27 protein-coding genes, 2 tRNA genes and 1 pseudogene are annotated in these 25,533 nt (G+C 60.6%); 17 read left to right on the forward strand and 13 right to left on the reverse strand.

Annotation, left to right across the window (positions count from 1 at the left end; translation table 11 throughout):
* Positions 1–78: 78 nt before the first annotated feature.
* Positions 79–322: pseudogene (locus PSH59_RS13920) on the forward strand (cation-transporting P-type ATPase); the annotation flags it as partial.
* Here PSH59_RS13920 and PSH59_RS13925 read toward each other — a convergent pair.
* Entirely contained in the window at positions 262–420 is a 159-nt protein-coding gene (locus PSH59_RS13925; protein ID WP_248080956.1) for a hypothetical protein, read from the reverse strand. The pseudogene PSH59_RS13920 and the gene PSH59_RS13925 sit on opposite strands and share 61 nt — an antisense overlap.
* A 103-nt stretch (positions 421–523) precedes the next feature.
* Between PSH59_RS13925 and PSH59_RS13930 the strand changes: the two genes are divergently transcribed.
* The gene (locus PSH59_RS13930) at positions 524–1,051 is read left to right on the forward strand and encodes a DinB family protein (protein WP_305392929.1); all 528 of its coding nucleotides are present in this window, start codon (positions 524–526) and stop codon (positions 1,049–1,051) included.
* A gap of 2 nt (positions 1,052–1,053) precedes the next feature.
* On the opposite strand, the gene PSH59_RS13935 is transcribed toward PSH59_RS13930, so the two are convergent.
* Positions 1,054–1,512 (reverse strand): GFA family protein, encoded by a 459-nt coding sequence (locus PSH59_RS13935; RefSeq protein WP_248080951.1) that lies wholly within the window; start codon positions 1,510–1,512, stop codon positions 1,054–1,056.
* Between the two features lie 125 nt (positions 1,513–1,637).
* On the reverse strand, positions 1,638–1,829 hold the full coding sequence (locus tag PSH59_RS13940) for a DUF2188 domain-containing protein (protein ID WP_248080948.1): 192 nt from the start codon (positions 1,827–1,829) through the stop codon (positions 1,638–1,640).
* A 280-nt stretch (positions 1,830–2,109) separates the two neighbouring features.
* On the opposite strand from PSH59_RS13940, the gene PSH59_RS13945 reads away from it, so the two are divergent.
* The 5 genes from PSH59_RS13945 to PSH59_RS13965 all read left to right on the forward strand — a co-directional run bounded on the left by PSH59_RS13945 (position 2,110) and on the right by PSH59_RS13965 (position 8,112).
* Positions 2,110–2,196 (forward strand) — tRNA-Leu (locus tag PSH59_RS13945).
* Between the two features lie 325 nt (positions 2,197–2,521).
* Entirely contained in the window at positions 2,522–6,664 is a 4,143-nt protein-coding gene (locus PSH59_RS13950; protein WP_305392930.1) for a CheR family methyltransferase, read from the forward strand.
* A 175-nt stretch (positions 6,665–6,839) separates the two neighbouring features.
* Positions 6,840–6,989: a hypothetical protein gene (locus PSH59_RS13955; protein WP_305392931.1), complete on the forward strand. Its 150-nt coding sequence runs from the start codon at positions 6,840–6,842 to the stop codon at positions 6,987–6,989.
* The gene (locus PSH59_RS13960) at positions 6,989–7,228 is read left to right on the forward strand and encodes a hypothetical protein (RefSeq protein WP_305392932.1); all 240 of its coding nucleotides are present in this window, start codon (positions 6,989–6,991) and stop codon (positions 7,226–7,228) included. The genes PSH59_RS13955 and PSH59_RS13960 overlap by 1 nt, the downstream gene beginning before the upstream one ends.
* A 332-nt stretch (positions 7,229–7,560) precedes the next feature.
* A complete protein-coding gene (locus PSH59_RS13965; protein ID WP_305392933.1) occupies positions 7,561–8,112 on the forward strand; it encodes a ClpP family protease in 552 nt (183 codons plus the stop codon).
* On the opposite strand, the gene PSH59_RS13970 is transcribed toward PSH59_RS13965, so the two are convergent.
* A complete protein-coding gene (locus PSH59_RS13970; RefSeq protein WP_305392934.1) occupies positions 8,109–9,713 on the reverse strand; it encodes a histidine kinase famiy protein in 1,605 nt (534 codons plus the stop codon). The two genes, PSH59_RS13965 and PSH59_RS13970, sit on opposite strands and share 4 nt — an antisense overlap.
* Positions 9,714–9,805: 92 nt before the next feature.
* Positions 9,806–10,063: a hypothetical protein gene (locus tag PSH59_RS13975; protein ID WP_305392935.1), complete on the reverse strand. Its 258-nt coding sequence runs from the start codon at positions 10,061–10,063 to the stop codon at positions 9,806–9,808.
* Positions 10,064–10,381: 318 nt separating this feature from the next.
* Here PSH59_RS13975 and PSH59_RS13980 point away from each other — a divergent pair, with 318 nt between their 5' ends.
* From PSH59_RS13980 to PSH59_RS14000, 5 genes are all read left to right on the forward strand, one after another.
* On the forward strand, positions 10,382–10,564 hold the full coding sequence (locus PSH59_RS13980; RefSeq protein ID WP_305392936.1) for a general stress protein: 183 nt from the start codon (positions 10,382–10,384) through the stop codon (positions 10,562–10,564).
* Positions 10,565–10,851: 287 nt separating this feature from the next.
* Positions 10,852–11,196 (forward strand): general stress protein, encoded by a 345-nt coding sequence (locus tag PSH59_RS13985; RefSeq protein ID WP_305392937.1) that lies wholly within the window; start codon positions 10,852–10,854, stop codon positions 11,194–11,196.
* Positions 11,197–11,295: 99 nt separating this feature from the next.
* Positions 11,296–11,550 (forward strand): metallothionein family protein, encoded by a 255-nt coding sequence (locus tag PSH59_RS13990; RefSeq protein WP_305392938.1) that lies wholly within the window; start codon positions 11,296–11,298, stop codon positions 11,548–11,550.
* Between the two features lie 138 nt (positions 11,551–11,688).
* A complete protein-coding gene (locus PSH59_RS13995; RefSeq protein WP_305392939.1) occupies positions 11,689–12,564 on the forward strand; it encodes a sensor domain-containing diguanylate cyclase in 876 nt (291 codons plus the stop codon).
* 59 nt (positions 12,565–12,623) lie between these two features.
* Entirely contained in the window at positions 12,624–12,809 is a 186-nt protein-coding gene (locus PSH59_RS14000; RefSeq protein WP_305392940.1) for a hypothetical protein, read from the forward strand.
* Here the strand turns inward: PSH59_RS14000 and treS are convergent.
* Both treS and PSH59_RS14010 read right to left on the reverse strand, forming a co-directional pair.
* A complete protein-coding gene (treS, locus tag PSH59_RS14005; protein WP_305392941.1) occupies positions 12,764–14,827 on the reverse strand; it encodes a maltose alpha-D-glucosyltransferase in 2,064 nt (687 codons plus the stop codon). The genes PSH59_RS14000 and treS overlap by 46 nt on opposite strands.
* A gap of 84 nt (positions 14,828–14,911) precedes the next feature.
* The gene (locus tag PSH59_RS14010) at positions 14,912–15,691 is read right to left on the reverse strand and encodes an AraC family transcriptional regulator (protein WP_305392942.1); all 780 of its coding nucleotides are present in this window, start codon (positions 15,689–15,691) and stop codon (positions 14,912–14,914) included.
* A 195-nt stretch (positions 15,692–15,886) separates the two neighbouring features.
* On the opposite strand from PSH59_RS14010, the gene PSH59_RS14015 reads away from it, so the two are divergent.
* Genes PSH59_RS14015 through PSH59_RS14025 form a run of 3 tightly spaced genes read left to right on the forward strand, consistent with a single transcriptional unit; the run spans position 15,887 to position 19,095 of the window.
* The gene (locus tag PSH59_RS14015; RefSeq protein ID WP_305392943.1) at positions 15,887–16,813 is read left to right on the forward strand and encodes a 4-hydroxyproline epimerase; all 927 of its coding nucleotides are present in this window, start codon (positions 15,887–15,889) and stop codon (positions 16,811–16,813) included.
* Positions 16,814–16,846: 33 nt separating this feature from the next.
* Entirely contained in the window at positions 16,847–17,794 is a 948-nt protein-coding gene (locus tag PSH59_RS14020) for a dihydrodipicolinate synthase family protein (RefSeq protein WP_305392944.1), read from the forward strand.
* Complete coding sequence (locus tag PSH59_RS14025) at positions 17,794–19,095, forward strand: FAD-binding oxidoreductase (RefSeq protein ID WP_305392945.1); 1,302 nt, start codon at positions 17,794–17,796, stop codon at positions 19,093–19,095. The genes PSH59_RS14020 and PSH59_RS14025 overlap by 1 nt, the downstream gene beginning before the upstream one ends.
* Before the next feature lie 139 nt (positions 19,096–19,234).
* Here PSH59_RS14025 and PSH59_RS14030 read toward each other — a convergent pair whose 3' ends face one another.
* The 3 genes from PSH59_RS14030 to PSH59_RS14040 all read right to left on the reverse strand — a co-directional run bounded on the left by PSH59_RS14030 (position 19,235) and on the right by PSH59_RS14040 (position 21,603).
* Positions 19,235–20,215: a GlxA family transcriptional regulator gene (locus tag PSH59_RS14030; RefSeq protein WP_305395300.1), complete on the reverse strand. Its 981-nt coding sequence runs from the start codon at positions 20,213–20,215 to the stop codon at positions 19,235–19,237.
* A 341-nt stretch (positions 20,216–20,556) separates the two neighbouring features.
* Entirely contained in the window at positions 20,557–21,165 is a 609-nt protein-coding gene (locus tag PSH59_RS14035; protein ID WP_248080922.1) for a LysE family translocator, read from the reverse strand.
* Between the two features lie 285 nt (positions 21,166–21,450).
* A complete protein-coding gene (locus PSH59_RS14040; RefSeq protein WP_305392946.1) occupies positions 21,451–21,603 on the reverse strand; it encodes a hypothetical protein in 153 nt (50 codons plus the stop codon).
* Positions 21,604–21,753: 150 nt separating this feature from the next.
* Here PSH59_RS14040 and PSH59_RS14045 point away from each other — a divergent pair, with 150 nt between their 5' ends.
* The gene (locus PSH59_RS14045; RefSeq protein ID WP_305392947.1) at positions 21,754–22,011 is read left to right on the forward strand and encodes a hypothetical protein; all 258 of its coding nucleotides are present in this window, start codon (positions 21,754–21,756) and stop codon (positions 22,009–22,011) included.
* Between the two features lie 80 nt (positions 22,012–22,091).
* Here the strand turns inward: PSH59_RS14045 and PSH59_RS14050 are convergent.
* A tRNA-Cys gene (locus PSH59_RS14050) sits at positions 22,092–22,165 on the reverse strand.
* 212 nt (positions 22,166–22,377) lie between these two features.
* Positions 22,378–24,666 (reverse strand): acylase, encoded by a 2,289-nt coding sequence (locus PSH59_RS14055; RefSeq protein ID WP_305392948.1) that lies wholly within the window; start codon positions 24,664–24,666, stop codon positions 22,378–22,380.
* A gap of 238 nt (positions 24,667–24,904) precedes the next feature.
* Between PSH59_RS14055 and PSH59_RS14060 the strand changes: the two genes are divergently transcribed.
* Positions 24,905–25,285: a fe2+ zn2+ uptake regulation protein gene (locus PSH59_RS14060; RefSeq protein ID WP_248080914.1), complete on the forward strand. Its 381-nt coding sequence runs from the start codon at positions 24,905–24,907 to the stop codon at positions 25,283–25,285.
* A 1-nt stretch (position 25,286) separates the two neighbouring features.
* Here the strand turns inward: PSH59_RS14060 and PSH59_RS14065 are convergent, their stop codons facing one another.
* Complete coding sequence (locus PSH59_RS14065; RefSeq protein ID WP_248080910.1) at positions 25,287–25,481, reverse strand: hypothetical protein; 195 nt, start codon at positions 25,479–25,481, stop codon at positions 25,287–25,289.
* Positions 25,482–25,533 lie beyond the last annotated feature (52 nt).

Genomic DNA, 25,533 nt, shown 5'->3' on the forward strand with positions numbered 1-25,533 from the left:
CTGATTAATATTCTGGAGTTCTTTATGAACACTTCCCGTTGTAGCCCGCTGCGCGCCAATTAACTAACGCGCGGTCAGCGGGCCGCCCGTGAAGCCCACAATGGTCTATCGGCCACCCTGGCCAACGTCCGTGCCACCCGTGAGGGCCTGACCGAGTTGGATGCCGCTGCCCGCCTGCAACGGGAAGGTCAACGAAGCCGCCCATGACAGGCCGCCTCACGCCATCGTGCAGTTCCTGCAAGCTTTGAATAACCCGTTCATCTACGTGCTGCTGACCCTGGTCGCGATCAGCTTCTTCACCGATTGCTGGCTGCCGATGCGGTCGGCGGCGATCAGGCGCGGCAGGCCGGATCGGGCTTTCATGTCAGGGAATCGGGCGGCGTGGACCTGATCGTTGGCCGCAGCCTGACTCGTATTCATGCTCACCTCGCCCAAGCGTAATATGGGCATTCAACAACCATAGCCCGCCACTGCCACACCACCACGAGCGGCCCGCGGGTACGCCGACAACCAGGGATAAACCGTGAACCGAACCGAACAGATCGTGCTGATGGCGACCTACAACCAGTGGATGAACCGCAAGGTCTATGACGCCGCCGCCACGTTGCCTGACGCTGATCTGCACTTGGATCGTCGCGCTTTTTTTGGCTCGATCCTTGGCACACTGAACCACCTGGCGCTGGGTGACACCGTTTGGCTCAAGCGCTTTGCCGAACACCCGGCCGGCTTTGCGGCGCTGGCACCGCTGGCGTCCATCGCCGTGCCCGGCGACCTTAAGCAACTGGCCTTCGCCGACCTGGGCGAACTGGCGGCCCGTCGCACCTGGCTGGATCAACTGATCATCGATTGGACCAACACCCTGTGCGGCTCGGACCTGGACCAACGCCTGTACTACCACAACATGCGTGGCGCAGCCGCCGACAAGCCGTTTTTCAGCCTGCTGGTGCATTTCTTCAACCACCAGACCCACCACCGAGGCCAGGTGACCACCCTGCTCTCCCAGGCGGGTGTGGATGTGGGCGTCACGGACCTGCTGGCGCTGATCGACTGAGTTCAGCGCGCGCTGTAGTCGGCGTAGGCCTGCATCAGGCGCGGGAAGTCATGGGGCTCAGGCAACTGCGCAAAATGCTCGACCGCCGGGGTGTTAGCCCAGGGCAGCTTTTCAGAGGTCCAGGTTTCCATGAACGGTACGTAACCCGAGGCGTTCTCCAACGCAGTCGCGCGTACATTGACGAACGCGTCGATGCCGTGGGGTCGGGTAAACAGCCAGCTCATGCAGTGGGGGCACATGTAATGACGGTCGACGCCGTGCAACCCGCCGATCACCGGGCATCCCTGCGTGACCGTAAACGCCTCGGCGGCAAATAACGCACTGAGGGAAAACGCGCTGGCCGTCATCTTCTGGCAGCCGCGACAATGGCAAGCCATGGTAATCACCGGGGCCGCGCTCACGCTGAAACGCACGCGGTCACAGCGGCAGCTGCCCTCTTGCGGCAAGGTGTCGACGCTCATCAGGTTGTCCTTTTTGTGATGGGAGCCTGGCAGCGTAGCGCCGGGGATCTGGATTGAACAGGCCCGCAAACGTACAAGCTCAACGCGCAAAAGCCCCGGCTGAACCGGGGCTCTTTTTTGCAGGCTCAATCGTCGTTGGAAACCGGCCTGCGGCGTGCCCTATAACCCGGCAGCGTCGCGGCGTAGGCCAGCGCCTGTTCACGGGAATTGAACGACGCCAAGCGGTCGCTGTGGGTACACACCCGCCAAGGGCCGTAATTGACCTGCACAATGTCGTACCCATTCAGATGCAGTTTCTTCAGCATTGGAGCGCTCATAGTCACCTCGCTTTTCTGAGATTTCCACGGATTGCACGCCCTACCTTACACCCGCGCCCGCCCACCGGGCCGACCACATGTCGCGGGCTACAGGGCGCTGCGGTTGATCATGGGAGCGGATGCCAGCGTGAGGGGCCCGCCAACCCGGCGTTTAAAACCCGCGTAGATCACTGATCTAGCGGGCTTTTTCATTCACGCCACCGCGCAAGAAAGCGGCCATGCGACCTTGCGCATACGCGCCCGGATCTATATATTCCCAACCCTGCTTCACCGCGCTACCGCCCGAATGGCGAAACTGGTAGACGCATGGGACTTAAAATCCCCCGCTCGTAAGGGCGTCCCGGTTCGATTCCGGGTTCGGGCACCATCTCTTGTTCCACTGACGGCCAGTACAGTCCGTGGAGCGCTTTAAAACCCGCCGTCCGGCGGGTTTTTTCGTTTGTGGAGCAAGGTGATGTGTCGCCTCGCACTGTCGCCCACGCAGCGCTGCCATTCGTCAATCCGAATAAACCTTTCCGACGGGGTGCCCCTCAATCGGAGAGTAAGACATCGCAGAACGGACGGGTGGCACCGGAGCATTTTGCTGAGGATAGGTTTCAGCTATATTTTGTTCCTGGTTAAGTCCTCACCCTCGTATACGTTCGTTTCCTCCCTACGTGCTTCTCTTGCGCAATTAACCAAGGTTGGTATTCATGAAGTCTGCCCCCCTGCGGTCTCCTAACGTACCGCAACGCAAGGACCTGACCCCCAGCAATTTGAGTTTCCCGGTGGTGGGAATCGGCGCGTCGGCAGGTGGACTGCGGGCGGTAAAGGCGTTTTTCGAGCATATGCCCAAAGACTGCGGCATGGCGTTCGTCGTAGTCCTGCACCTTTCCCCCGACCATCAAAGCGTGGCGGACAAGATCATTCAGGAGTCGACCGGCATGCCGGTTTCTCAGGTCAATGGCGCCACGCCCATCGACAAAAATCGGGTGTATGTCATCTCGCCCGCCCACGTCCTGAGCATGAACGATGGCTATCTGTCGGTATCGCCAGCGGTACGTGAAGGCGGTTCGCATATTGCGATCGACCTTTTTTTTCGCGATCTGGCCGACACGCACAAAGAGCGCGCGTTTTGCCTGATCCTCTCCGGCACTGGATCGGACGGCGCGGTCGGCCTGTCTCGAATCAAAGAGCAAGGCGGGATAACGCTTGTCCAAACCCCCGAAGATGCCGAGTTTGACGGTATGCCACTGGCTGCCATCGAAACGCAAATGGTCGATCTGGTGCTTCCCGTGGTGGAAATGCCGCAGAAGTTGATGGACCTATGGCGCAACGCTCAGTCAATCATCCTGCCCACCGCCGACGATCCCGAAATCAAAACCTCCCCGCCTGCCACCGAACGCGATGCAGCCGTCGCGGAGCAGTTATTGCTGGACATTCTGATTCAGCTGCGCGCCTGTACCGGCCACGACTTCAAGCATTACAAGCGCGCCACGGTGTTGCGCCGTATCGAGCGGCGCTTGCAAGTGACCGCCCAACCGGACCTCGCAGCCTATTACAACTACCTCCAGGACAACCCGGAGGAAACCAAGGCCTTACTGGGCGACATGCTGATCGGTGTGACCAACTTCTTTCGCGACCGCGAGGCCTTCGAAGCGCTAGAGCGGGATGTGATTCCCAACCTGGTGAAATCACTCGAAGACAGCGTGCCGCACCGTGAAGAGGTACGCGTCTGGTCGGCCGGCTGCTCCACCGGCGAAGAAGCCTACAGCCTTGCCATGCTAGTGGCCGAACAACTGGCTCTGGATGCAAGCGGCGCGAAGATGCAGGTGTTTGCCACCGATATAGACGAACGCGCTATCACCCACGGCCGCAACGGTGTGTACCCCGAGGCAATCATCACCGACGTGCCGCCGCCGCGGTTGCGCCAGTACTTTGCCAAAGAGAAGAACCAGCACTATCGGGTGCGCAAAGAAATCCGCGAGAAGGTGCTGTTCGCCAAGCACAGCCTGCTGGCCGATCCGCCGTTTTCCCAGATCGACCTGATCGTGTGCCGTAACCTGTTGATTTATCTGGACCGCGAAGTGCAGCGCGACATCCTGCAGATGTTCCACTTTGCGCTGCGGCCTGGTGGGTATCTTTTCCTCGGCTCCTCGGAATCGGCCGACGGATGCCTGGATTTGTTTGTGCCGGTGGACAAACGAAACCGCATTTTTCGGGTGCGCGCCGGCTCTTCCGCCATGCGCCGCGCCCCGACCATGCCGCGAAGCGGTTACTTGCGCCCGACCACCACGCCGACGGCGACTGAAACCAAAGCGCCCAACAAAGTTTCGTTCGCGGATATCCATCTGCGGGCCCTGGAACAAGCCGCGCCGCCCAGCGTGATCGTCGATGTCCAAGCCGACATCCTGCACATGAGCGAGGGCGCCGGGCGATTCCTGCGCTATGTCGCCGGCGAGGCCACCCACAATCTGCTGGCCCTGGTGCACCCTGACCTGCGTCTGGACATCCGCACCACCTTGTTCCAGGTGCAGCAATCAAATCTGCCTGTAACCTCCCGCAAGGTCCGAATCCAACGTGACGAAGGTGCGTGCTTGGTGGATATTACTGCCCGCCCTTTTCGCCATGACGGAACCGAAAGCGACTACGTACTGGTGATCTTTCAGGAAACCGAAATAGGCCCTCAAACGTCGGCGGCAGGCGCTACCAGCCATGCTGAAAACGAAATCATGGGCAACCTGGAAAGGGAACTGCAACGGACCAAATTGCACCTGCAGGACACCATTGAACAGTCGGAAATCGCCAGCGAAGAACTCAAAGCCTCCAACGAAGAAATGCAGGCGGTCAACGAAGAGTTGCGCTCGGCCACGGAAGAGCTGGAAACCAGTAAGGAAGAGCTGCAGTCGATCAATGAAGAACTGTTGACCGTCAATTACGAACTCAAGACCAAGGTGGAGGAGACGGATAAGGTCAACGATTACTTGACCAACCTGATTGCCTCCACCGACATCGCCACTGTCTTTGTCGACCGCAACATGCGCATCCGCTGGTTCACGCCACGCGCCACCGATATTTTCAGCATGCTGCCTGTGGACACGGGGCGTTCACTGATGGACATCACGCACCGCCTCGATTACCCGGAAATGACCGATGACGCTGCGACGGTGTTTGAGTCGCTGAGCATGATCGAACGGGAAATCAGCAGTAAAGAGGACCGTTGGTACATCGCGCGATTGTTGCCCTACCGCTCCAGCGAGGACCACATCGACGGCACTGTGCTGACATTCATCGATATCACCAAGCGGCGCCAGGCCGAAGAGGAACTGCGCCTGGGCGAAGAACGCATGCGTCTGGTCGCCGAAAGCACCCATGACTTTGCGATCATCATCCTCGATGACCAAGGCACCATCACCGATTGGAACACCGGAGCAGAACTGATCTTCGGCTACAACAAGGCTGAAGTGTTGGGCACCTATTACGACTTGATTTTTTCACCGGAGGATCGTGAAGCTGGCGCCCCCGAGAGCGAGCTGCGCGCGGCCCGCGAAAAGGGTCGCGGTGAAGATGAGCGCTGGCATGTGCGAAAGGACGGCAGCCGGTTTTACTGCAGCGGTGAAGTCACGCAGCTCAAGAGCGACAGCTTGCAGGGCTACGTCAAGATCGCCCGCGACCTGACGGGCCACAAACGCACCCAGGATGAGCAGAGCCAGCGCCTGATGGAAACTCAGACGAAGAGCCATTTGAAAGACGAATTTTTCGCGGTGATGTCCCATGAGCTCAAGCACCCGTTGAACCTGATCCAGCTGAATGCGGAATTGCTGCGCCGCTTGCCCGCGACCAAGACGGCGGACCCGGCGATCAAAGCCGTGAATACGATCTGCGAGGCCGTGTCGAGTCAGGCCCGCATCATCGACGACCTGCTCGACGTTGCCCGGGTGCGCACCGGCAAGCTCAAGCTGAAAAAACAGCCGATCGACCTGATTCGCATGCTGCAGGATGTCCATGCCGTGGTGCTCGCCGATGGCCGCCGGCGCCAGGTGACACTGCAGACGCCCTCGGATCAAGGGCCAATGATCGTCGATGTCGACCCCACGCGCATTGAGCAAGTGATCTGGAACCTCGTCAACAACGCGCTCAAGTTCACCCCGGAGGGCGGTCAGGTGCAGTTAGTGCTCAGCCGCTCGGACGGGCGTGCCCAGTTGGACGTGATCGACAGTGGCACCGGCTTGGCCGAGGACAGCCTGGAGAAGATTTTTGACCTGTTCGGGCAAGCGGAAAACCAGCATCAGACCCATCAGCGCGAGGGCCTGGGGATAGGTTTGTCCCTGGTACGCCAACTGGTTGAGGCGCACGATGGCTCAGTCAGTGTCCACTCCAAAGGGTTAGGCTTTGGCTGCACCTTCTCGGTATGGCTGCCCCTGTGCGAACAACAGGACCTGCTCCCTTTTGATAGCGAACAGGGCGAGGATGAGCGACTTGAGGGTATCAAGGTGCTGCTGGTGGATGACTCCACCGAGGTGCTCGATGTGCTGAACCTGTTGCTGGCGATGGAAGGCGCCCAGGTCAGTGCGTTCAGTGATCCTGAGAACGCACTTAAAGCAGCCCATGAGGGACAGTACGACCTCATCATCTCGGACATTGGTATGCCGAAGATGAATGGTCATGAGCTGATGCGTCAGCTGCGCACCATCGGCCACCTGCGCAGAGTGCCCGCCATCGCGCTCACAGGCTACGGTGCCGGTGGCAACCAGAAAAAAGCGGTCGAGTCGGGCTTCAGTACTCATATCAGCAAACCGGTCGCCCACGATTCGTTGATTACCGTCATCGAAAAACTGTGTCGCTTACCTCGTTAAGTTCAAACGCCGGAACACTGATGCCGTAAATGGCGCTGAGGCGATCTAAAAACACGATACGTTCGACGCAACTGAATCGTTGAATTAATCGATATATCGGAAAAATGTAAATGGATACAAGGGCGTCACGGGCAGGTCACACACTCTAGAGACCTGCGGAAAAAGGATCCAAGTCATGCAATCCCACGACGCCCCGACAAAAATGCTCGCTTGCCGCCACTTCGCCATGGAGAAAAAACGCAAGCGTTTAGACCCAGCCAATGCCCTGCGCTGCGACGCATTCGACCTGCTGGACCGTCCCGATCATGACGAGGAGATGGCGTGATGAACAATTCACAGCGCGCATGGGAACTGGCGATGGTGTTGATCGCAAACGGCAAAATTCCGTTCGATCCCGCCAACCCGAGCGGATCGGTGAGAATACTGTCGCGGCATTTGGAAGCGCTGGAAGCGGCACTTCACGAAGAGGCGATGCTGACCAACCCCTCCCTTGCTCAAGCGACGAGTCACGAGCGCCTGCGAAAACTCAATGACCACAGACCTGCCTTGGTCTTTGCGGATTAGGCACGTTGAGGACGGTTTCCGATAACTCCGACTCAGGTACACAACCATGCGTACGTCAATCGAACATCCGCGTAGCGAACCGTATCACCGATCCGCTATGCACGAGCGAACAGAGGCAAGATCCACTGTGCACTCGAACACGTCCACCTGTTACGAACATCAGCGAGGTGCCGAACTGGCGGAAGCCACCACCGGTGCGTCGCAAACCCCACCGCTGTGCGAAAGGCAGTCATAACGCCTCGACTAGGTGTGCCGATCGAAGCAGGGCATCACGACTCACGCGGCTGATGCAGGGAAGCAGCGCGCCGCTGCCATGATTGATGAGGAATACCATGGCTTTACACATTATTCACTTTACCGGGCCGGTCACCGCCTCGACGTGCAGCCAACTGATCGAAAAAGCCACGTTGGCCGTCCAGCAAGGCGCATCCGGCCTGGTGGTGAACATCGCCACCATGGGCGGTGAATGCAGCTACGGCTTCACGATGTACAACGTTCTGCGTTCCTTGCCTATACCGGTTCATACCCATAACCTCGGCACTGTGGAATCGATGGGCAACATCATCTTCCTTGCAGGCGAGCGCAGAACGGCGTGCCCGCACAGCAAATTCCTGTTCCATCCGTTTCACTGGCATGTTCAAGGTGCCGTCGACCATTCGCGCATGTCCGAATACGCGATGAGCCTCGACTACGACTTGCAGTTGTATGCCCGGATCGTGGCCGAGCGCACTCAGGAGGCCCGTGAAAAACTGGAGACCGAACGCTACCTCACCGCAGAGCCCCGCATTCTTGACCCGCAACAAGCCGTCGCCGCGGGGCTGGTCCACGCGATCGAACAGCCGCTCATCAAGGCGGAGTGCGCGAACAGCTTTATTCACGCCTAGTGTTCAGCGCCGATCGGGGGCGGCACGTCGAGTAAAGTGCGGATTTTTGTGAGCAGATCGGCATGCTGATAAGGCTTGGGAAGCAGCTCGAACTCGTGCACTTGAATATCGGTGCGTTCCAGCGAATCCTTGGCATAGCCGGTCGTCAGCAAGACCCGCGTGTGCGGGTACAAGCGCTTCACCTCACGAGCCAGTGCCGCCCCATTCATCGTGCCCGGCATGATCAAGTCACTGAACACAAGGTCGTAAGGCATGCGCTCGAGCAGGCTCAGCGCCTCGGTGGCGTTGTGCGCGGTGTCCGTTTGATAACCGTATTCAGATAACGTCACCTGCGCCAACTCGGCGACCTCAGGCCGGTCTTCTACAATCAGAATGCGCTCGCCCCCCTGAAGCGTGGGGGTGGCTGCGGGGGGGCTGTCGACCCAGAGCTGGTTATCGTCGGCTGGAAAATACAGGCGCACCGTTGTCCCCTTTCCCGCGGATGACTCGATCCGGGCGGTGCCGCCTGACTGTTTAACGAAGCCATACACCATTGACAGCCCCAGCCCCGAGCCCTTGCCCTCCTCCTTGGTCGTGAAGAACGGCTGCAAAACTTTTTCCTGGATATCCGTGGTCATCCCTTTTCCATTGTCGGCGACCGATAGGCTCACATAGCCACCTGGTGCCAATCCATCCCGTTGGCCCTCTGCATCGCCCGGTACCTGAACGTTACGAGACTTGACGACCACGGTCGGGTTGGTGACCCCCTCCAGCGCATCCTGCGCGTTGGATAGCAAGTGCTGGACCGCCAGCTCAGCCTGCGTGGGATCAATGCGGCAGTTCCACAGATCACGCGCGAGGTCCAACCGCAGATTAACGTCGTGCAACGCTCGTCGAATGAAATCAGGGCGGTTCAGGCAAACGTTCAGATTGATCACGCGGCTATCGAGTCGTTGCTTACGTGAAAACGCCAGCAACTGTTGCGTCAAGCTTTGCGCCTTCTCTGCTGCCGCCCTGGCACGACCGGCACTTTTGACGATGCGCTCTGAGTCGCTGCCGGGGCGCTTTGCGCTCTGCTGGATCAGTTCGAGGTAGCCGACCATGACCTGCAGCAGGTTGTTGAAATCGTGGGCAATGCCGCCGGTCAGTTGCCCCAGCGCTTCCAGGTCCTGCGCGCGCCGCACCCGCGACTCGGCATCATGTCGGCGGCTTACGTCTAGCTGAGACGCGAAAAAGCACACCAGTTGCCCCCGTTCGTTGAACATCGGCGAAATGAAAAGCTCATTCCAAAAGGTCGAGCCGTCCTTGCGATAATTGAGCAGCTCCACGCACGCCTCGTGTTGATGCGCCAACGCGGCCTGCACCTTACGCAAGGCGCGCTTGTCAGTGTCCGGCCCTTGCAGCAGCCTGCAGTTGCGCCCAATGACCTCGTGGTGTTCAAACCCGGTGAGGGCCAGAAACGCTTGGTTGGCGAAAATAATCGGGTTGTCGGGCTGAGCGGGGTCCGTCACGATCATCGCGCTACGGCTGGTTTGCATGGCCGCGAAAAACAGGTCGTTCCTGCTTGACGAAAGCGCCGGCAAATCAAGTTTGTCGACGGTAGGTTTTTTCTTGCTGGCCAAGGTTTACCTCCCGAGAAACGGCATTGCATTGTTGACCACAAAAACGCCGCAAAATGCGGCGCCTTTTTAAAGCGCGCTTCGTCACGGCACGCTCAATCTTCGCCTGCCTGCGTAGCGGGAACGCTGTCGATGCCAGGTGTTCCGTTGGGCACAGGTGTGACATCGCGTTGATTGCCACCGCCCGGCGGCTCAAGGGCCTGGCCAGCATTAGGATCGTCGGGGTGGTCCCAGTCAGTGGTTGCATTCGGATCTTCGTCGCGCCCGGCTGTGCCCAAGACGCAACCGTCCTCATTCGGCTCAGGGGAATTGTCCACCGTGAGCTCTTGGCCATTGGATGAATCAGTGTTCATAGCAAGCATCTCCTTTATACATCTGTAAACCCACTTGGAATCATCCATAAGATTCAAGTGCCCGTTAAAGGACGAACGGCCGCGCACTAAGCGAAGCGAACAGCACCTGCTATCAAATTAATAGCTACGCCCATCTGAAAACTTATACGAAGCGGTAAAAAAAACTCGATGTTGTATAAGTTTTTTTCGCCGACTACCGTTTGTCGCCCCACGGTAAAATACTTAAAACGTTTTTTCGCAGTGCGACATCCGAGTACATGTCCGTTGTGAAAAACCGGGCAACTAACGAAGCGTTAAGTTAATGACTGGAGAGCTATCATGACTACAGGCAATAAAAACCCAGGTAACTTTGCCAACGATCGCGAAAAGGCATCCGAAGCCGGTAAAAAAGGCGGCCAATCGTCGGGAGGCAACTTTGCCAACGACCGCGAGAAAGCCTCGGAAGCGGGGCGCAAGGGCGGCCAGCACAGCCACGGCGGCGGCCGTAAAGCAGGATCGTAAGCGAGCGTACAGGGGCGGCGCGGCCGCCCTTTCGGCTCGTTTCGGTGTGGTCTTCGCAACGGCGTAGCCGACCCTAAGTGCGACGCCGTCGATAGGGTGATATCCATCACGTAACCGAGACGAACTCGATGACGGCCGACACTAAGCCGCACTTGCGTTCTGCGACCTGTTGCTGTTAGCCCGGCAACTTTGTTAATGCAGCACTTCACCACAACCGTATAACTACGGCCATTGCCCACTGGTTATATTCACATTCATTGATGATTGATTACATTGAGGTATCTGAAATGTCTCAGGATAAACAAAGCGGTATGTCAGTTAACGAAGCCGGTCAAAAAGGTGGCGAAGCCACCGCGGCCAGCCATGATAAGGAGTTCTATCAGGAGATCGGCAGCAAGGGGGGCCAAAACAGCGGAGGCAATTTTAAAAATGACCCGGAACGCGCTGCAGAGGCTGGCAGTAAAGGTGGCCAGAACAGCGGCGGAAACTTCAAGAACGACCCCCAACGTGCCGCCGAGGCCGGCAGTAAAGGCGGTCAAAACAGCGGGGGCAATTTCGCCAATGACCGCGAGAAAGCGTCCGAGGCTGGACGCAAAGGTGGCGAAAACAGCCATGGCGGCGGACGTCAATAGCCGCCTTACTGACGCAGGGGAGCCGTGCTCCCCTGCTGTCCGGATTCGGTTCGTCGAGGTGTTCGCGCCTTAACCCTGGCAAGTGATTCAGGAGACACCATGTCAACCCCTGCCCCGTTTATTCAATGCGCTTGCAACGCCTGCACATGCGAAGCCAACGCAGACCATCAGCGCGACGGCAAACATTACTGCAGTCAGGCTTGTGCTGACAGGCACCCGGACGGGCAACCCTGCCCCGCCGCTGACTGCCATTGTGAATCGGGCGTGCCCTTCATGGAACGCGCCATAAGCGAAAGTCAACTCGACGAAGCGATCGAAGAAACGTTCCCCGCCAGTGATCCGATCTCCCCTTGAGTCCCCGGCCATCCTGGCTGTGAGCACGTCTGTTCATCGACGCAACGCCATCGGGTTAATCGGCGCGCTAAATTGCTCGCCGCGCGCCTGGCTGATAGGGCTATGATCGGCCCATCTGAACCTGACGCCCGAATCCCCATGCCCGTTGATCTGCACGCGCTCTATCCCAAACTGATCCACTTGATGCTGGACACCGTCTTCGTCGTCGACGGTGATAACCAGATTGCCTTTGTCAGCGATGCCTGTGAGGCATTGCTCGGCTACTCGGCCAACGAGTTGATCGGCACCGCGATTACCGACTACATGCACCCTGAAGACCTGGCGCGCACGCGGGCCTCGATCATACGGGTGATGAACGGCCAGCCCCACGTCGACTTCCGCAACCGCTACCTGCGCAAGGACGGCAGTATGGTGCACATTCTGTGGGCGGCGTTCTGGTCCCAGGAGGTGGGGGCGCGCATCGGCGTTGCGCGGGACGTGACCGCCCTCACCCAGGCCGAAGAAGAGCTGCGCTTTCTCGCCCATCATGACCCGTTGACGGCCCTCACCAACCGGGCGCTGTTCAATGATCGACTCGACTGCGCCCTGCGAAGCGCGCAGCGTCACGACCGCCGCCTGGCGCTGCTGTTCGTGGACGTCAATGATTTCAAGGGCGTCAACGATCAATATGGCCATGCCATGGGCGATCGGGTGCTGTGTGTGATAGCGCGCCGGCTGGAGCGCTGCGTCCGCGACAGCGACGTGGTTGCGCGCATGGGCGGTGATGAATTCACCGTGCTCCTGACGGACATCCAGACCGACGACGCGGTTCCCGGGAAAGTCGCGCAGATACTCGCTGTTATGGCCGAACCGCTGGACGCTGAATTCGGCGACGTGAAGATGCCGTCCTGCAGCATCGGCGTGGCGCTTTACCCGACCGACGGCAAAGATGCCGATACGCTGCTCAGCCACGCTGACGGGGATATGTACCGGATAAAACGGCACCGCTACGCGATTGATTCGCAAGGTGAATAGTGCGCCGCCGCGTGCACTCCGCCACGAAGGGCATAGCGGGAGTCTGCAGGGCGTTCACTTTGACCGACTGCACGGCCACGTTCACCGCCGCGCAACAACAGGCGGCCGATGCTTCGAAAACGCTCAAGCACCGGCAGTTTCTGGAGGCACTGTCGACAAACGGCCCGGGTGGTGAGCCGCCGTCGGCGTCGCGAGAGGGCTATATCGGGGTGCTGCTGACCACGCGCAACGCCAACCCTTCATAGGCATCCAGCGTAATGGTGAATGCCCCGTCCGCCGTCAGATCCCCTTCCACCCGTTCATTGATGATGTCCACCACCATGCCTGCTGCAATATCAGGCAGGTTCACGGTTTCGGTGATCGGCGTGGCGCCGAAGTTGAGTGCGGTGATTTGCGTGCCCTTACCGGCCGGCAGTTCGTGGACCATGATCAGCAGGGCGGGATTTTCTACGTCCGGCACCAGGATCTGGCGGCTGGCGGCAATGTCGTAGGCACGGCGCACGGCGAGGATTTTTTGCAGCTGCGAGGCGAAGGATTCAGGGTCCTGCAACTGGCTGTTGAGGCTGCCGTACAAACTTTTCGAGCGCGGCATCTGCCCAGCGGACAGTTCAGCATCGGGGTTCAGGTCCACCAGGTCGTAGGCGCCGCGATGAATCCATCGGGTGTCGCCGTCCTGCATCAAGTGCGCGACGTCGTCGGCCGCCAGGGGCAGCGCCCCGACCAGGTCCCAGCCGGACAAGGCAAATACGCCCGGCTGCATCGCGTTGTACATCACCAACAGTAAATGGATCTGACGAATCTGCTGGATATCCGTCGGTGTGATCGTCTCCAGGTCACGGATGCCCAGGGCTGCGGTGATGATGCTGGCCGTGGTGCACGACACGCCGTTGGTCACGAATTTAAGGTTGTACGGCGCATGCTCACCCGTCAGGCGCTCATACATCTGCTCGCGGATGTGCTCGCGCAGGATGTTGCCGGGGAAGGTCTGGCCCTGATACAGAAAACTGTCATGGGCGTGCAGCGTCCAGAAGTGCACCAACTCCAGGGTCAGTTCATCGTGGTTCTGCAACGCGTGGATCAATGATCCGGGGTCGATGCCCTGGCGGTGCATTTCGCGCAGCATCAGGCGCAGGAATTCGGCATCGCCCATCAACAATGCATGTTGATACGCAGGGCGCGTGATGAAGTCATAAGACAGGTCGGCGCCACCATGGGACATGGACGCGATGTCATCCACCGTCAGGTTCAACTCCTGAAAGCTGAAGCCGCCCGCTTTGCGAATCGCCCCGCCAAGCAGTTGGTTGCCGGTAATCGACAGCGGATGGCTCTCCGACCACGCCGTGCCATCGAGCTTGCGCTCCACGCCGAGAAAACCGTTGGCGTCAAGGCGCAGGATCTTCGCGCCCATCACGTCGATGGCGTGCAAGGCATCGCCGATGATCATCTGCTGCGCGGCAAAGGTCGGGTCCAGCCAGTTGAGCGACGGCTGGCCTTCCTTGAAGTAATGCAGGTACACCCAGCGCCGCGGTTTGCCATCCACACCGATCACCACCGGGGTGGTGCTCCAGTCGGTTTCCTTGACGCCGGGCTCAAAGAAGATCACCCGCTGCAACTGGCCGACGATGTAGTGCTTGTCCCGCAGCGCATCCACCTGCACAGGGCTGAGGTTCTGCGCATCACGGCCCTCGGCGACGTCGGGCAGCAGCGGCCAGTCCTCCTCGCGGATTTCCACCATATGGTAGAGGCCGGGATAGTCCTCGTACGCCATTTCGGCCAGGCGAAAATCCGCGCCTTTGCCGGTGTGGGACGGGATCACATCGTCAATGATCACCGCATTGTGCGCCGCCGCCATGCGCGTCAACGCCTGCAACTGCGCCTCGGTGCCCAGTTGGGGGTCGATCTCGAAGCTGATGCGGTCAAAGTTGCCATCGATGGTCGGCGTGTGCCGCCTACCGCTCAGGCCACCGGATTTCTTCAACGGGCCGTTGTGGATGCCCTGGATGCCGATTTTCGATAGCGTGTGCCACAGCGTTTCATCCCCCAGCGCCTCCAGTACGGTGCCGCCCTCACGCGTCACGATCGACGCCGGGTATGCGGTAAACCACACCGACGACAGCGCCGTGGCATCCCTCGGCCGCGTTTGCGCAAAGGGCTGCTGCCACAACCGGCCCTGCCCCGAGTAGAGCTTGGCGCGCTGGCGTGCCGCATGCAGCATCGATTGTTCCACCAGCCAGTTCACATGGTTGTTTTCAGCCGCGGTCATAAGTCGGGTACCTGTCGTCGTAAAACGTTACTCGTAGACATATGAGGGGTACGCGGCCCATTCGTTGCATTGCGATCGCGCCCGCTAGCCCAATCCCTGCCTCGCCAGTCGGTACTGCTGCGGGGTAAACCCGGTAGAGGCCTTGAACTGGCGGGTAAATGCACTGTGGTCGGTATAGCCACACTGCAAGGCGACCTCGGTGATCGGCAGGTCGCCTTGCAGCAAACGGTGGGCGTGCTCAAGGCGCACCTTCTGGATCATCTGCCGGGGCGTGAGCTGGAACACCCGCTTGCAGTAGCGCTCCAGTTGCGCGACGGAAATGCCGGCGAGGCGTGTCAGTTCACTGAGGGTGACGCGGCGATGGAAATGCGCACGGATGTGTGCGTCCACGGCGGCCAGGCGCGGATACGCCGGGTGGCTTTCACTCGCGCTTTGCAGGTCGACCGAAATGCCGGCCAAGCCGATGATGCGGCCCTCGTGGTTGTACAGCGGCCATTTGTGGGTCAGGCACCAGCCCGGTTCGCGGCTGCCGTAGAGGTGCAATTCCAGCTGATCCGCCAGCACAAAGCCTTGCTGCAACACGCGGCGGTCCTGCTCGGTATAACCGGGGCCCAGTTGTACGGGGAATACTTCGGCGCTGGTCTTGCCCAGCAGCGGTTGCAGTTGCTTGAGGCCGCAGCGCTGCACGAGGGTGCGGTTGGCCAGGACGTATCGGGCGTCCAGATCCTTGATGAAAATCGTCGCGTTGGGGATCACATCCAGCATCGGCAACAACTGCACCACACCCGCCAATAGTTGCTCGAGGGTATGCGGGGCACTCGTCTCGCCGCCCTGGCAAAGGCTCGCAAACACGCTGTGCATCATGACGGTGTATCCCCTGCTGATCGCCTCGACCGACGCAGATTGCCCGATCCCCCGCACGCTGTCGAGCGACCCGCGCTGTGCTGAATTCGTCATCGATGCCGGCAAAAAACATCAATCGCCGAGCCGTGCTCGCCTTCAGGATAGGGTCACTGCATGCCGACCCAAACGCCGGCTGCCCACCGATCGGAGCCTCTTATGAAGCGACTGCATGTGATCGACTCCCATACCGGCGGCGAGCCCACGCGCCTGATCATGAACGGTTTTCCTGAGCTTAAGGGCGCGACCATCGCCGAGCGGCTCGACCACCTGCGCAGCGCGCACGATCACTGGCGTCGGGCCTGCCTGCTGGAGCCGCGTGGCAATGACGTGCTGGTCGGTGCGCTGTATTGCGCGCCGGTCACGCCCGGGGCCACGTGCGGGGTGATCTTCTTCAACAATGCCGGTTACCTGGGCATGTGCGGCCACGGCACCATCGGGCTGGTGGCGTCGTTGCACCACTTGGGACAGATCCAACCCGGCGTGCACCGCATCGACACGCCGGTGGGCCCGGTGGCCGCGACCTTGCACGCGGACGGCGCCGTCACTCTGCGCAATGTGCCCGCCTACCGCTATCGACAACAGGTGCCGGTGGACGTACCGGGGCATGGCACGGTGTACGGCGATATTGCCTGGGGCGGCAACTGGTTCTTCCTGGTGTCAGAGCACGGCAAGGCCCTGGAGATGCACAACGTCGACGCCCTCACCGACTACACCTGGGCGATGCTCAAGGCCCTGGAAGACAGCGACATTCGCGGCGCAGACGGTGCGCCGATCGACCATATCGAACTGTTCGCCGACGACGCCCACGCCGACAGCCGCAACTTCGTGATGTGCCCCGGCAAGGCTTACGACCGCTCGCCGTGCGGCACCGGCACCAGCGCCAAACTGGCGTGCCTGGCGGCCGACAACAAGCTCGCCGCCGGCGCGACCTGGGTGCAAGCCAGTATCACTGGCAGCCAATTCGAAGGCCGTTATGAACGGGACGGCGAACGCGTGATTCCGTTTATCACCGGCCGCGCCTACATGACCGCCGACAGCACGCTGCTGATCGACCCGCAGGACCCTTTCGCCTGGGGCATCTGAGCCTCCTCTAGTTGACTGAACGGAGTTAGAACCATGAGCGACAACATCTTCACTGGCTGCATCCCCGCGCTGATGACCCCGTGCACCGCGGCGCGCAAACCAGACTTCGATGCCCTGGTCGCCAAGGGCCGCGAGTTGGTCGATATCGGTATGAGCGCCGTGGTCTACTGCGGCTCCATGGGCGATTGGCCGCTGCTGACCGAGGCCGAGCGCCAGGAAGGCGTGGCCCACCTGGTGGCGGCGGGCGTACCGACCATCGTCGGCACCGGCGCGGTGAACAGCCGGGAAGCGGTGGCCCACGCGGCCCATGCGGCCAAGGTGGGTGCCCATGGCCTGATGGTGATTCCGCGGGTACTGTCCCGTGGTGCGTCCGCGACTGCGCAAAAAGCGCACTTCTCGGCGATCCTCAAGGCGGCGCCGGACTTGCCGGCAGTGATCTACAACAGCCCCTACTACGGTTTCGCCACCCGCGCAGAGTTGTTTTTCGAACTGCGCCGCGAACACCCTAACCTCATTGGTTTCAAGGAATTCGGCGGTGGCGCCGACCTGCGCTACGCCGCCGAGCACATCACCTCTCAGGACGACAGCGTGACCCTGATGGTCGGCGTCGACACCCAGGTCGTGCACGGGTTCGTCAACTGCAACGCGACCGGCGCGATCACCGGCATCGGCAATGCCCTGCCAAGGGAGGTGCTGCACTTGGTCGCCCTGAGCAGACAAGCGGCCAAGGGTGATGCCAAGGCCCGTCGCCTGGCCCTTGAATTGGAAGCGGCGTTGGCGGTGCTGTCGTCCTTCGATGAAGGCTGCGACCTGGTGCTGTATTACAAGCACTTGATGGTGCTCAACGGCGACAGCGGCTACGACCTGCACTTCAATGCGAGCGATGCCCTCAGCGATGCCCAGCGCCGCTATGCCGAAAGCCAATACGCGCTGTTCCGCCGGTGGTACGCCAACTGGTCGACCGAGCGGAACCACGGCTGATGGGTCAGCCCCCGCGTTCGAGTGATAAGGCCGCGGTCGATCCCGCCACCGAGACGCCAACGAGACCGGCGCGCGAAGACATCATCGTCGTGGGCGCCGGCATTATCGGCGTGGCCTGCGCCTTGCAGTTGGCGCGTCAGGGCCGGCGTGTGATGGTGCTCGACGCGCAAGGTCCCGGCCTGGGGGCGTCCTATGGCAATGCCGGGCATCTGGCCACCGAACAGGTGTTTCCCATTGCCGACCTGTCGATTCTCAAGCGTTTGCCCGCGATGCTCCTGGACCCCATGGGCCCATTGCGCCTGGACTGGAAATACCTGCCCCGCGCCCTGCCCTGGTTTGCGCGGCTGCTGCTGAACCTGCGGCCGACCCGTTACCAACGCACGGTGGCAGGTATTCGCGCGTTGAACGAGGCCAGCCTCGGTGCCTGGCAGCGGTTGTTGGCCAGCCTCGATCGCGCTGAACTGCTGCGCGTAGAGGGTTCGTTACTGGTGTTCGAGCGCGAAGACTCACGCGACGCATTGGACGCGCTGCACCGACGCATGCAGCAGCAAAACGTGCCAGTGACGTATTGGTCGGGGGATGCCATCCGCAAGGTCGCACCGCAATTAAGCGAGCGGATCCAGGGCGGGCTGTTTTTTCCCGCAACGGGACACTTCCTCGATCCTTACCAGGCCGTGTGCGAGCTGGTGGCAGCGGCCGAGGCCAGTGGCGTGCAGTTCCTCAAGCGCCAGGTGCTGGACGCGCGCGTCAACGCTGACCGAGTAACGTTGAGCACCGACCAGGGCCTCCTCGCCGCGCGCCAGGTACTCATCGCTTGCGGCGCCCACTCGGCCCGGCTCACCGCTGCACTCACCGGCAAGCAAGTGCCGCTGGACACCGAACGCGGCTATCACCTGATGCTGCCCCACGAGCACCAGCGCCTGCCGTTTGCCGTTACCTCGCTGGAGCGCAAGTTCATCATGACCCCCATGACCGGGGGCCTGCGCCTGGCCGGCACGGTGGAATTCGCCGGCCTCGAGCGCCCGGCGAACATGGCCCGCGCCTGGCAGTTGCATCGGTTGAGCAAAGGCTTGTTTCGTCAGGACCTGAATGCGCAGGACGCCACGCCCTGGATGGGCTTTCGACCGTCATTGCCGGATTCGCTGCCGATCATTGATCGGGTGTGCGACGGCAAAGTGCTGCTTGCGTTTGGGCATCAGCATTTGGGGTTGACGCAGGCGGCGGTGACGGCGGAGATGGTGGGGCGACTGTCGGATAACGGCGTGGCAGAACCCGGGCCGTATCGGCTGAGCCGCTTCTAACCCCAGGCCGAACGCGCCGGGCTTTTCCGGCCAGGACGCAGCGTTGCTGACAGGGCCGCTTCGCGACCCGGCGCGGGGCAAGCCCGCTCACCACAAAAACATCTGCCGCGCGAGGTTATCCAGGCGCAACGCCCCCGGATCACTTGACCAAGCGCTTCTCTTTGGAAGGGCGATACCCGAAGTACGAGCTGTAGCACTTGCTGAAATGGCTCGGCGACACGAACCCGCATGCCACCAGCACTTCCACCTGTGACAACTCGGTGTGCTGCAACAACCGGCGCGCTTCGGTGACGCGCAGTTCCATGTAGTAGCGCTGCGGCGTGGTGCCCAATTGCTCTTTGAACAATCGCTCCAGTTGCCGGCGCGACCGCCCTGCATAGACCGCCAGTTGGTCGAGCTCCAGCGGCTCTTCGAGATTGGCGTCCATCAGCTTCACCACTTCGCGCAAGGGTGCGCTGACGCTGACGTTTTCGGTGGGTTTGATGCGCCGGTAGCGCGACTCTTCAAACGCCAGGATATCTTCGATGCCTTCGACCAGGGCCTTGCCGTGCAGACTCTTGATCCAGTCCAGCGCCATATGGAACGCGCCCGACGGGCTCGATGCCGTGAGGCGGTCGCGGTCGATCACGTAGGGTTCGCTGGTGACGTGGGTGGCCTTGGACACTTCGGCCAGCGCCGGGCGGTGTTCCGGGTGAATGGCGCAGCGGTAGCCCTGCAACAGCCCGGCGCGGCCGAGGAACCAGGCACCGTTCCACAGCCCGGCCAGCTGAATGCCGTGTTCAACAGCGCCGCGCAGCAGGTGGATGAAGTCTTCGCTGGCCTTGAGTTCGGTGCGAAAACCGCCGCAGATCACCAGCAAGTCCAATTCATGCAACGCATGGGCGTCCAGGCGGGCGTCGGGACGAATGACCAGGCCCAGGTCGCTGACGACTTCGCCGTCGTCCCAACCGAACGTGCGCGAGGCGAACAACTCGGGGCGCAGCAGGTTGGCGGTGACCAGGGTGTCGAGGGTCTGGGTGAAGGCCGGCAGGGAAAAGTGTTCGAGCAACAGGAAGCCGACGCGGCTGAGCGACGCCGGCTGCGAGGTTTCATTGAGGTAGCGCAGGTTCTTGCCTTTCATGCCACCGCTGAATTGACGTCGTTCCATCGAGGGTTGGCCCACTCTTATTGTTGATGCAATGGGCGCCATCTTAGGGGGAAATGCGTCGGCTGTCTCACGCACTGATCTCGCACAATGCGCGGGCGCCAAAAGCCCGCAGCAGAACAGCGCTACGGGCATCTGATACGGTTTTTTCTTTGCTACCTGCCTCTGTATTGAACGGCCACCTGAGCGGACAATAGCGCCATCCCCACCCCCTTCCCTTCGGAGGCCGTATGACCAAGATGGCGATTTTCCTGTTCGGTTTTCTGGTGCTGACGATCGGCATCGGCCTGCTCGCGACCATCTCGCCGGTCTAGCGCTCAGCCGGCAAACAGCATCGGGTACAGCGACAGCACCAGCAACCCGGCCATGGTCAGGTTGAACACCCTCAACAGGCGCGGCTCGCGCAGGACATCGCGCAAGCTGCTGCCACAGCCCACCCACACGCACACACTGGGCAGGTTTACCACGGCGAAGACCAGTGCGATCACCAGCACGTTGGTCACATAGCCCTCGGCCGGCGTGTACGTGGTAATGGCCCCCAGCGCCATGATCCAGGCCTTGGGGTTTACCCACTGAAACGCCGCCGCGCCCAAAAACGTCATGGGTTTGCCCTGATCATGACTGCTGTCGGACATGCCCCCCGCCGTCGCAATCTTCCACGCCAGGTACAGCAAGTACGCCGCGCCCACGTAGCGCAAGACCGTATAGGCCCAGGGGAACAGCTTGAACACTTCGCCCAGGCCCAGGCCCACCGAAATCACCAACAGCATAAAACCGATGCTGATCCCCAGCGCATGGGGCATGGAACGGCGAAAGCCGAAGTTCACCCCCGATGCCAACAACATGGTGTTATTGGGGCCCGGTGTGATCGACGAAACGAAGGCGAACAGCACAAAGGCGTAGAGCAGACTTGCAGACATGAACATGGCGCGGCATCCATACGGGAAGTGAACTGCCTGTGACAGTAGTGGTTCAGGACTCCTGACGCCCCGTACAGCTGGGCTTGGATCGAGGCATACACTTCGCATTTAAATGTTTGCACGGCTTTCACAAACCTTTCACACGCTGGCGCCTATGGTTAACCCAGCTCCTAATGAACATCCCTTTTAGCCCGTGCTCCCCATCACGGGCTTTTCTTTGTCTGGGATTTATCGCCGACAAAAAAAGAGGCGGGTCATGTGCATGACCCGCCTCTGTTGTGTATCTGACGCTTAACGCGGACCGCCGCCAGGCCCCCCGCCTTGCCCATGACCGCCACCGCCATGCCCACCGCCACCGCCCGGCGGCATGAATATCCAGCAGCCCGACAGCGTCGACAACAGTGCAACAACAACCGCAGCCTTGGTTAGGTAATTCAACTTCATGCTATCGCTCTCTTACTTGACGAGATTAAGTTCTCCCCTGATATGACAGCGTGACCTCAAGCGCCTCACGGTTATCGTGTAACGTGTTGGTAGGCTTTGTAGGGTTGCGGGTACAACGCGCGCCCATGTGATCAGCGGACGGAGAAGTAAATGAACGAATTGATCCTGGGCCTGGACGGACCCCGAACCGCACAGCAGGAACTGTTCTACGACCTGGAGGATGCCGCCGCCATGATGGGATGGTCAGTGATGGAATTGACCCGCATCGCGCAGAGCAACGAGGCGCCAGGCGAGGCCGAGGCACTTCTGAAGGTCTGTGCGTTGCTGATGGCGCAGCAGCAGAAAATCAGCGGCTATGCAGATGAAGTCAGGCGCCAGCGTGTGACGCGCGCCGAAGCGGCGTGCTGAACCAGGGGCACACGCCAAACGCGGCTGAATCGCAGACAATAAAAAACCCCGTAGAAACAAATCTACGGGGTTTTCAAGAGTGGAGGCCGAGGTCGGAATCGAACCGGCGTAGGTGGATTTGCAATCCACTGCATAACCATTTTGCTACTCGGCCTCAAACGATCAATGCCCTGGATGCTGGCACTTACCGCGTAAAAACTTGAGTGGGCTATAAAGCCATGCCTCTACTCTAACTCATTGAATACATTGAAGTTTTTAATGCATCAATGCATTCGATGGGCGCCATTATGTACTCATTTGCCTATGCCTGCAACCCCTTGATTTCAAAAATATTTCGCCGTGGCATCAAGGGCTTGCGTGCCTGCGCTACTGCTGGATTCGCTGCAACCGGTACTGCGGGTCGGCCTCGATCTGGGCGTCGGTGAACGGCAGTGGCCGCAGCTTTTTTTCGGAGAAGACTTGGGTCTGGTCCTTGGCGTGTTTCGACGCAGGGTTGCTGGACAGGGAGAACGCCAGCACGCCCTGGGCCTGGGGGCCGTTATCGTCGAAGGTGACGATTTGCAGGTAGCTGCTGCCGCTGACCACTTCACGTTTGCCGTCGGCGCGGGGCACGGTCTGCATGGCGTTATAAATGCCCAGTTCCTGCGGGCCGCCGTGGATCGGGGTTTGGCCGCAAACCTGCACATCGCCCCAGCGGCTGGTGGCGCTGAGGCCGAGTTTGGCCACCTCGGTGCTGGAGGCCAGCATGGCGGCACGCAGTGCATTGGCCACGTCTGCACGGTCAATGGCCAGCCCGCGCGGCGTGGTTAGCGGATGGGCCGGGTCAAAGGCCACGCGCCAGGCGTCGGGGATTTGCTGCAGGTGTTCCACCAGGTTGATGAAATGCACCAGGCCCACGCCACTGTCGAGGTTCGCGTGCCGGTCCCAGGCTTTGAGGCTGGTGCACAGTGGCGTCAGCGCATCCGTATCGGTGCCGAGTCTTTTGGCGCAGAACTCAAGCAGATCCGGCATGAGCTGGCCGGCCAGGTACACCTCGTTGTCCATCACCATGTGTTGCAAGTGCGCGACGGTGATCGATTGTTTGTCCAGGGATTGCAGGCGCTGCAGGGCAAACCGTGCGCGCGGGCCGAGGCCGATGTGGTCCTGGCTGATCACCGGTGAGAACCCGGTAAGCGGCGCCTTGGGGTTGACCATCCAGGCGGAGTCGTTGGCGTGCTGCACGTAGTCGGTGCGTGCCAGTTGCGGCAGTTGATCGGCCGCAAATATGCCGGCCTGGGCCGCGCGCGGGTCGACGTCCCAGGCGCAGGCGCTGCGGGAGCCGTCGAGCACGATCATCTGCAGGCCTGCGCGCGGGTCGCTGCAGTGCGCCAGTTTGGCGGCGCTGACGTTCGGCACCACCGACAGGTTCATGTACAGGCTCTGGCCCTGGTCGTCAGCGGCCAGCGTATTGACCCAGGGGATGCCTTGCAGGGTGTGCACCGAGGTTTGCAGCGCGGCGAGGCTGTCGGCGCGGTTCATCGCATACCACTGTTGCAGCACACGGTCATTGCCGAGGTTGGCGTCGCGCAGGCTGAAGGCATGGCGATCGTCCCAGTCGAGCTTGCCCGGCCATTGCACCACCGGGCCGAATTGCGAACTGTAGACCGTGTGACTCAGCATCTTGACGCTGCCATCGGGCTGCTTGACCTGCACCTGCACCGGGGTTTCATCCAGGGCGATGGATTTGCCGTCCAGCATGTACCGCTTGGAATCCTTGGGGTCCAGGGTCAATCGGTACAGGGTGAAATGCTTGGACGTGTCGACCGTATGGGTCCAGGCCACGTGCTGGTTAAAGCCGATATTGACCACCGGCAAGCCCGGCAGCGCGGCGCCCATGACGTCCAGTTGGCCGGGAATGGTCAGGTGCATCTCATAGAAACGCATGCCGCCGATCCACGGAAAATGCGGGTTGGCCAGCAGCATGCCGCGCCCGTTGAACGAACGGTCACGCCCCACGGCCACCGCGTTGCTGCCACGGTCCAGGCTGAAGCGCTGCTGGTTGGCAGCGGCGAGCTCAAAGGCCTTGGTGTCGGTTTGCAGGCCGGCGGTGGCTTGCGCAGGTTTGGCGCCCGCCAGGGCTTCGGCGAATTGGCCGACACCGCCTTCGACCAACAACCTGCGGGTCAATTTGACCAGGTCTTCGGCCACCAGCGGGCGTACCCAGGCCGCCTGGCATTGCGCAGGCGCGCCGTGTTCTTTGAGGTAACGGTTGTAGCCGGCGACGTAGCCTTCAATGCGCTGCTGGATCTGCGGGCTCTGTGCCTTCCAGAACGCGGCGACGGCCTGCGGTGTATTCAACCAGGCAAAAAACACATCGCTGGTCAGATTGTTGCGTTCTTCCAGGGTCGATTGGTCGGGGCCAAAATACCTGGCTCGCTCGCCATTGACCGTGACCACTTCGTTGGCCAGCAGGCACAGGTTGTCCTGGGCATAGGCGTAACCGATGCCCAGGCCCAGGCCGCGCTCATCACTGGCGCGAATATGCGGTACGCCAAAACTGGTGCGGCGGATATCGGCCGACGCCTGCGTCAACGGTTCGCGTGCCGATGCGGCCAGGCTCACCCCCAGCAACACACCCGCCACCCCTGCCCTGGACAACCCCTTGGAAATAATCACGCAGACTCCACCGTCAAATTGAACACCCTTACGCGGGGCAACGACCCCACCGTAAGAACGCAATTTAAACGACACAATTTAGCGATAAGGCGGGTTTATTTCGGGCGACGCCTTTGTGACAAAACCGACACTGACGAAATTTCTACATCCTGATCTTCATGATTTCGCTCGCTCGTTCGTCTTATTTCATAAGAGCGCCATCATTTTCCTGATCAGGCTCTGATAAGGAGTTTTTTGCATGTACAACCCGACAGTGCCCACGGAAGGACATTCAACGGCTGCCGATGCCAATTTCGGCAGCGGCGCACACGCGTTTGGTAAAGCGCCGGAACAGCAAGGCAACCAACGGATTCGGCATTTGCTCAAGTGTTTTGGCTTACGCACCAGCCTGATTCGGCTGAAGGTCATCGACGCCCTGCTCACCGCGGCCGACAACGGGCGCCCCCTCGGGGTCCGCGGCGTGCACAGCCACCTGCTGGCGCTGGGCATCCCGTTGTCGTTCCTGAGCGTGCGCGAGGTGCTCAAGCGCCTGTGCAGCGAAGGCGTGATCACCCTCAACGTCGATAAAAGCTACAGCCTCCATGAAGAGGCTGCCAAGGTACTCGAAGGTCGCACCTGACTCAGAGGTTAGGCTTGACCTTGCGGCGCATCACGCCATTGATCACCACCACCGTCACGGCGATCGCAATGGCGATGTACTGGAAGGTTTTTTCGCTGATCACCCCGGTGTTCTGCAGGTAAGACAGGCCGAACATCGACCCCAGCACCACGAGGGAAATCAGAATCGAGTATTTCAAGCGTTGCTTTTGAGTCATGACAGGCTCCTGCACCTTAGGAATATGAGCGGACCGCAGTCGGCAGCGGCGC

The sequence above is a fragment of the Pseudomonas sp. FP2309 genome (genome assembly GCF_030687575.1).
Lineage (GTDB): Bacteria > Pseudomonadota > Gammaproteobacteria > Pseudomonadales > Pseudomonadaceae > Aquipseudomonas.

Bases quoted from the DNA above. Each gene is read 5' to 3' on its own strand.
- PSH59_RS14060 (WP_248080914.1), top strand. From the start codon at position 24,905: ATGTACAACCCGACAGTGCCCACGGAAGGACATTCAACGGCTGCCGAT.
- PSH59_RS13990 (WP_305392938.1), top strand. From the start codon at position 11,296: ATGTCAACCCCTGCCCCGTTTATTCAATGCGCTTGCAACGCCTGCACA.
- PSH59_RS13995 (WP_305392939.1), top strand. From the start codon at position 11,689: ATGCCCGTTGATCTGCACGCGCTCTATCCCAAACTGATCCACTTGATG.
- PSH59_RS14065 (WP_248080910.1), bottom strand. From the start codon at position 25,481: ATGACTCAAAAGCAACGCTTGAAATACTCGATTCTGATTTCCCTCGTG.
- PSH59_RS14010 (WP_305392942.1), bottom strand. From the start codon at position 15,691: ATGATGCACAGCGTGTTTGCGAGCCTTTGCCAGGGCGGCGAGACGAGT.
- PSH59_RS13960 (WP_305392932.1), top strand. From the start codon at position 6,989: ATGAACAATTCACAGCGCGCATGGGAACTGGCGATGGTGTTGATCGCA.
- PSH59_RS13965 (WP_305392933.1), top strand. From the start codon at position 7,561: ATGGCTTTACACATTATTCACTTTACCGGGCCGGTCACCGCCTCGACG.
- PSH59_RS14045 (WP_305392947.1), top strand. From the start codon at position 21,754: ATGAACGAATTGATCCTGGGCCTGGACGGACCCCGAACCGCACAGCAG.
- PSH59_RS14020 (WP_305392944.1), top strand. From the start codon at position 16,847: ATGAGCGACAACATCTTCACTGGCTGCATCCCCGCGCTGATGACCCCG.
- PSH59_RS14015 (WP_305392943.1), top strand. From the start codon at position 15,887: ATGAAGCGACTGCATGTGATCGACTCCCATACCGGCGGCGAGCCCACG.
- PSH59_RS13940 (WP_248080948.1), bottom strand. From the start codon at position 1,829: ATGAGCGCTCCAATGCTGAAGAAACTGCATCTGAATGGGTACGACATT.
- PSH59_RS13980 (WP_305392936.1), top strand. From the start codon at position 10,382: ATGACTACAGGCAATAAAAACCCAGGTAACTTTGCCAACGATCGCGAA.
- PSH59_RS13935 (WP_248080951.1), bottom strand. From the start codon at position 1,512: ATGAGCGTCGACACCTTGCCGCAAGAGGGCAGCTGCCGCTGTGACCGC.
- PSH59_RS13950 (WP_305392930.1), top strand. From the start codon at position 2,522: ATGAAGTCTGCCCCCCTGCGGTCTCCTAACGTACCGCAACGCAAGGAC.
- PSH59_RS13975 (WP_305392935.1), bottom strand. From the start codon at position 10,063: ATGAACACTGATTCATCCAATGGCCAAGAGCTCACGGTGGACAATTCC.
- PSH59_RS13955 (WP_305392931.1), top strand. From the start codon at position 6,840: ATGCAATCCCACGACGCCCCGACAAAAATGCTCGCTTGCCGCCACTTC.
- treS (WP_305392941.1), bottom strand. From the start codon at position 14,827: ATGACCGCGGCTGAAAACAACCATGTGAACTGGCTGGTGGAACAATCG.
- PSH59_RS14035 (WP_248080922.1), bottom strand. From the start codon at position 21,165: ATGTTCATGTCTGCAAGTCTGCTCTACGCCTTTGTGCTGTTCGCCTTC.
- PSH59_RS14025 (WP_305392945.1), top strand. From the start codon at position 17,794: ATGGGTCAGCCCCCGCGTTCGAGTGATAAGGCCGCGGTCGATCCCGCC.
- PSH59_RS14040 (WP_305392946.1), bottom strand. From the start codon at position 21,603: ATGAAGTTGAATTACCTAACCAAGGCTGCGGTTGTTGTTGCACTGTTG.
- PSH59_RS14030 (WP_305395300.1), bottom strand. From the start codon at position 20,215: ATGAAAGGCAAGAACCTGCGCTACCTCAATGAAACCTCGCAGCCGGCG.
- PSH59_RS13925 (WP_248080956.1), bottom strand. From the start codon at position 420: ATGAATACGAGTCAGGCTGCGGCCAACGATCAGGTCCACGCCGCCCGA.
- PSH59_RS13985 (WP_305392937.1), top strand. From the start codon at position 10,852: ATGTCTCAGGATAAACAAAGCGGTATGTCAGTTAACGAAGCCGGTCAA.